Source organism: Saccharomonospora iraqiensis subsp. iraqiensis (assembly GCF_000430445.1).
Lineage (GTDB): Bacteria > Actinomycetota > Actinomycetes > Mycobacteriales > Pseudonocardiaceae > Saccharomonospora > Saccharomonospora iraqiensis.
The window spans coordinates 21,351-26,082 of the sequence record NZ_KE387120.1; the positions used below are offsets into that span (position 1 = coordinate 21,351).

5 protein-coding genes and 1 pseudogene are annotated in these 4,732 nt (G+C 73.8%); 3 read left to right on the forward strand and 3 right to left on the reverse strand.

Annotation, left to right across the window (positions count from 1 at the left end; genetic code table 11):
- Together ACTIR_RS0117715 and ACTIR_RS24115 are read left to right on the forward strand one after the other, a co-directional pair.
- Positions 1–789: sugar phosphate isomerase/epimerase family protein (locus tag ACTIR_RS0117715; protein WP_026455280.1), on the forward strand; the 789-nt coding region annotated here is incomplete at its 5' end.
- 728 nt (positions 790–1,517) lie between these two features.
- Positions 1,518–1,748 carry a hypothetical protein gene (locus ACTIR_RS24115; RefSeq protein WP_052583935.1) on the forward strand — a complete coding sequence of 77 codons (231 nt, stop codon included), beginning with the start codon at positions 1,518–1,520 and terminating at the stop codon, positions 1,746–1,748.
- 83 nt (positions 1,749–1,831) lie between these two features.
- On the opposite strand, the gene ACTIR_RS24895 is transcribed toward ACTIR_RS24115, so the two are convergent.
- Positions 1,832–2,305, reverse strand: coding sequence for an STAS domain-containing protein (locus ACTIR_RS24895; protein ID WP_052583936.1), 474 nt, complete (start codon positions 2,303–2,305; stop codon positions 1,832–1,834).
- Between the two features lie 150 nt (positions 2,306–2,455).
- On the opposite strand from ACTIR_RS24895, the gene ACTIR_RS0117730 reads away from it, so the two are divergent.
- The gene (locus tag ACTIR_RS0117730; protein WP_007026546.1) at positions 2,456–2,872 is read left to right on the forward strand and encodes a CBS domain-containing protein; all 417 of its coding nucleotides are present in this window, start codon (positions 2,456–2,458) and stop codon (positions 2,870–2,872) included.
- Positions 2,873–3,023: 151 nt separating this feature from the next.
- Here the strand turns inward: ACTIR_RS0117730 and ACTIR_RS0117735 are convergent, their stop codons facing one another.
- Together ACTIR_RS0117735 and ACTIR_RS25570 are read right to left on the reverse strand one after the other, a co-directional pair.
- Positions 3,024–4,385, reverse strand: coding sequence for a UDP-glucose dehydrogenase family protein (locus ACTIR_RS0117735; RefSeq protein WP_026455282.1), 1,362 nt, complete (start codon positions 4,383–4,385; stop codon positions 3,024–3,026).
- A pseudogene (locus tag ACTIR_RS25570) lies at positions 4,298–4,732 on the reverse strand (glycosyltransferase family 9 protein); the annotation flags it as partial. The pseudogene ACTIR_RS25570 and the gene ACTIR_RS0117735, both read right to left, overlap by 88 nt.

Sequence of the window (4,732 nt, forward strand, 5' to 3'; positions counted from 1 at the left end):
TCCGGCACCGCACAGGCAGGCACCGCCCGGGCCGCCGGCGCGGCGGCGGGCAGGCGGGTGCCGAGAAACCACATCAGCATCCAGCTCTACACCCTGCGCAGCGTGCTGGACGACGACCTCGCGGGCACGCTGGAGGCTCTGGCCGACATCGGCTACCGCGCGGTGGAGCTGGCGGGCACCCACGGCCGGTCGGCGGCGGAGTTCCGCAGGTTGCTCGACCGGTACCACCTGCGGGCCACCTCCGCCCACGTCGGGTTCGAGGGGGCCGATGTGGACCGGCTGATCGAGGACGCACGCACACTGGGCTACTCCACCGCCGCGTGCGCCTGGGCGAACCACCCGACGCTGGACGAGTGGACCGCGTTCGCCCGACGGCTGGACCGCGCGGGGCGGGCGTTCCGGAAGGCGGGGATCTCCTACGGATACCACAACCACGCCCAGGAGTTCACCCCTGTCGACGGGGTGCGGCCGATCGACGTCCTCGCCGGGAACACCGACCGGCGCAACGTGCACTTCGAGGACGACCTCTACTGGGTCGTCGTCGCCGGGGCGGACCCGGTGGCGGAGTACCACCGCCGGTTCGGCCGGGTCACCCAGTTCCACGTCAAGGACCGTGCGCCCGACGGCGGCTTCGCCGACCTCGGCACCGGCACCATGGACTTCGCCGAGATCTTCCGCCGGACCTGGCGGGGCCCGATGAAGCAGTACATCGTCGAGCACGACGCGCCCGAGGACCCGCTGGAGACCGCCCGGGTGGGGTACGAGTACCTGGCGAACCTGCGGTTCTGAGACGTCGGTCCGTCAGGCCGGGGCACGGCGGGGGAGGGCGCACGCTCGTCGACCACCGCCGTGCCCCGGCCCGTGCGGGCGTCCCGACGACGGGACCCCGGGGCGCCGCCGGGTCTTGTCAGGAAGCGCCACCGGTGCGCACACTGGCGGGAGAGCGTGAGAACGCGGATGTCGCCGCCACGAGGGCGGTCACGCTCGAACGCACGAGGTGGCCCGGGCCTTCCCCGCCGGGGCCACGCCCACCGGGATACAGCCCACCCGGGAAAGGGCCCACCGGGAAACGGCCGACCGCGGAACCCGACGACCCCGCCCGATACCGCGCCGTTCCCGTCTTACCGCCACGACGCCGCGTCCGTCGGCACGGCTCGTCCGGCGTCCGTCCCCGCTCCGTCCGGCTCCCCGGACGGGTCCCCGTGCCCGCCGCGGCGGTGCACCCCTTCCGGGACGTTGGGAGGCGAGGCATCATGCGAACCTCCGTACCCCGAACTCCGTGTCCTCCGCTGCGCCGGACGCTCACCGGCCTCGCCTGTGCCCTGGCACTCGGCCTCAGCACCGCGTGCGGTGTGCTGGTGTCCACCGGGGACGGGGCCGGGCCGACCCGGCCACCGGGCTCCGTCGGGGCCCCCGGTCCGTCTCGGACCGGGACACCGCAGGCCGATCCCTCCGGCACACCGCGACCCGGGCCGTCCGGGACCCCGGGGGCCGCGACGGTCCGGGAGGTGCCCGGGGTGGTCGGTCTCCTGCTGTCCACGGCACGGCGCGACCTCGACGACCTCGGTCTCGGTGTCGAGGCCCACCCGGTCGACGGACATCTGATCGCACTCGTCGACGCGAACTGGCGGGTCGTGGGGCAGGCTCCGGGCGCGGGCGAGGCGCTCACCGTGGAGGGCACCGTGGTTTTGGGGGTCGAGAAGACGGCCGAGGCGGAGTCGAGCTGGTGCGGTGACGGGGACTGCTGAGCCGGTACCCGGACCGGTGGCACGGCCACCGCCGTCCCGCCGGGGGCGGTCCCGCGCACGTCGGTGGCGGGACCGCCCCCGGGTCAGCGGGACGCACGGGTCACGGACGGGGCGTCGTGGTCCGGGACGAATTCGAGATGCAGCATCTCCTCGCCCGTGCGGGGGGCGGGAACGCCCGTGAGCGCCGCCACCACCGTGCCGTGCAACGGCAGCGCGTCGGAGAGTCCGACCGCCTCGACGGGCCGGCACACGGCCCGTTGCGTGGCCACGAGGCGCAGCGGGGTGCCCCGTCGCGCGCCGACCTTCTGCGCGTTGAGCAGCACCGCCAGCCCCGACGATCCCAGGAAGGTGACCGCGCTCAGGTCGATCACGAGCGGGTGCGGGGGAGAGACCTCGTGCAGTGCCTCCTCGAGCTGTTTCTCCAGTACGTCGCACGTACTGAGGTCGACTTCGCCGTCCACTGTGACGACGAGGCTCGGCCCGTGACGTTCGGTGGTTAGGCCCACCAGTGAAGTGGGTATTGCTAGTTCGGACACGGCACCTCCAGCGGTGTCCATATCAACCGGTAGGTCGAAAAGAGATCCGGCCGCTGCCTGCTCAACCGCCTGACTGCTCAAAGACTAGTCCGGACGGCGCAGTATGCAAAGGCCGGAAGGGGCGCATATTCCCCGAACGGACGATTCTCGGGACACGAGGAGTGACTTCTGGTGACACGGGTTCAGGACATCATGACCGCCGACCCCCGCTTCGCCGAGACCAGTGAGTCGGTGTCGGAGGCCGCGCGCACCATGGCCTCGGCCGGGGTGGGGGCGCTGCCCGTCCGGGGGGAGGACGGGGAACTGAAGGGCATGCTCACCGACCGGGACATCGTCGTCAAGGTTCTGGCCGAGGGCAAGGATCCGGTCGCCGTCCACGTGGGGGAACTCGCCTCCGGGCAGGTTCACTCGATCGCACCCGGGGACGACGTCGAGGCGGCGCTCGACGCGATGGCGCGGCACCGGGTGCGCCGCCTGCCGGTGCTGGACGGCGGCCGCCTGGTCGGCATCCTCTCGCAGGCGGACGCGGCCAGGGCGTTGTCCGGTACCGAGGTCGGCCGCACGGTGAACGCGATTTCCCGGGGCTGACCCGCGGGTCCACCCGAAAGGTGGGAAACTGTCCGGTGGAAACATTCCGGGCGGTTTCCCGGCGAGATACTTGGAAAAGAATTCATGTACACCTGTTCGCCGGTGCGGCGGGTCCCCGGAAGGGGGACCTCAACGAATCAGGAAAGCTGAGTCATCCCGTTGTGGGGCCCGGTTCACCCCGCCCGCGGCCGAGGCGGTGGTAGCGCCATCCCGCCCCGGCCAGCGTGCCCGGGTCCAGCAGGCCGCGGGTGTCGACCAGGACGGGGTTCCCGGTGTGGCCGGCCAGCTCCGCCCAGTCCAGGTCGCGGAACCGCGGCCACTCGGTGAGCAGTACGAGCCCCGCCGCGTCCTTGGCCACCAGCACCGGGTCGTCCACCGACTGCACCCCCGCCGCGGTGAGCGCCCCCGCCGCGGCCCGGCCGATCCCCGGGTCGTACGCGGTGAGCACCGCACCGTCCACCGCGAGCCGGGCGGCGACGGCGAGGGCGGGCGAGTCCCGCACGTCGTCGGTGCCCGCCTTGAACGTGAGCCCCAGCAGTCCGATCCGGACACCGGCCAGCGCCCCGTCCGCGGACCCGGTGATCGCCTCCCGCACCGTGCGCGCCACCCGGTCGTGCTGGTGCCGGTTGGCGGCGATCGCGTCCGCCAGCAGGGCGAAGTCGACACCGGCCTCCTCGGCGGTGCGCAGCAGGGCCCGGGTGTCCTTCGGCAGGCAGGAGCCGCCCCAGCCGGGGCCGGGGGTGAGAAAGGCGGCTCCGATCCGGGGGTCGCGGCGCAACGTGTCGGCCACGTCGCCGACGTCGGCCCCCACCCGTTCGCACAGTTCCGCGAGCACGTTGACGTAGGAGACCTTCAGCGCGAGGAAGGCGTTGCTCGCGTACTTGGCCAGCTCCGCGCTCGCGGGGTCGGTCCGCAGCACGGGGGCGTCGAGCCCGGCGTAGAGCGCCGCCACCCGGTCGGCCGCCGTCGGTTCGTCCGCGCCGAGCACGATCCGGTCGGGGTGCAGGAAGTCGTGCGCGGCGTGCCCCTCCCGCAGGAACTCCGGGTTGCTCACGGTGGCGCGGTCCAGCACCCGGCCGGCCCGCGCCGTCGTCCCCACGGGCACGGTCGATTTCACGGCGACGACGCAGTCGGGTGCGAGCACGGGGGCGAGCCCGGCCAGCACCGAGTCGAACACCGCGAGGTCGGCCGTCCCGTCCGGCCTGGACGGGGTGGGGACACACAGCACGACGACCCCGGCGGCGCCGAGTGCTTCGGGGTCGGTGGTGAACCGCAGCGAACCGGCGTCCCGACCGGCCCGGACCAGGTCGGCCAGTCCGGGTTCGCCGAGGTCGACCTCGCCGCGGTTCAGCGCGTCCACCTTGTCCGGGTCGACGTCCACCCCGACGATCGTGTGCCCCAGCCGGGCCAGGCACGCGGCCGTGGTCAGTCCGACGTAGCCGGTGCCGACGACCCCGACCGGGAGTCCGCCTGCCGTGGCGTCCGGGCCGCGCGGACGGGTGTGTGCTGGCATGGTTCTCCTCCGAAGAGCAGGGTGCGCGCCGCGCGCACCACCCGGGGCACCGACAGCCGCACCAGACCGGGGTCGGGGGTGTCCGCGTGCGGGTCGCCGGTCGTGCCCGCCCACAGCACCCGGTGCCGGGGCGACGGCGGGGGACCCCACCGGTCGGGCGGGGTGGGCCCGAACAGCAGTACCGAGGGCGTGCCGAAGGCCGTGGCGAGGTGGCCGATCCCGGTGTCCCCTGCAGATCACCAGAGCCGCGTCGGCCACCAGCGCCGCGGTACCGGCGAGGTCCGTCGCGACCACGGCGTCCGGCCCGAGCCCCGCCCCGGAGGCCACCGCGGCCGCCAGGTCCCGTT

Bases quoted from the DNA above. Each gene is read 5' to 3' on its own strand.
- ACTIR_RS0117735 (WP_026455282.1), bottom strand. From the start codon at position 4,385: ATGCCAGCACACACCCGTCCGCGCGGCCCGGACGCCACGGCAGGCGGA.
- ACTIR_RS24895 (WP_052583936.1), bottom strand. From the start codon at position 2,305: ATGGACACCGCTGGAGGTGCCGTGTCCGAACTAGCAATACCCACTTCA.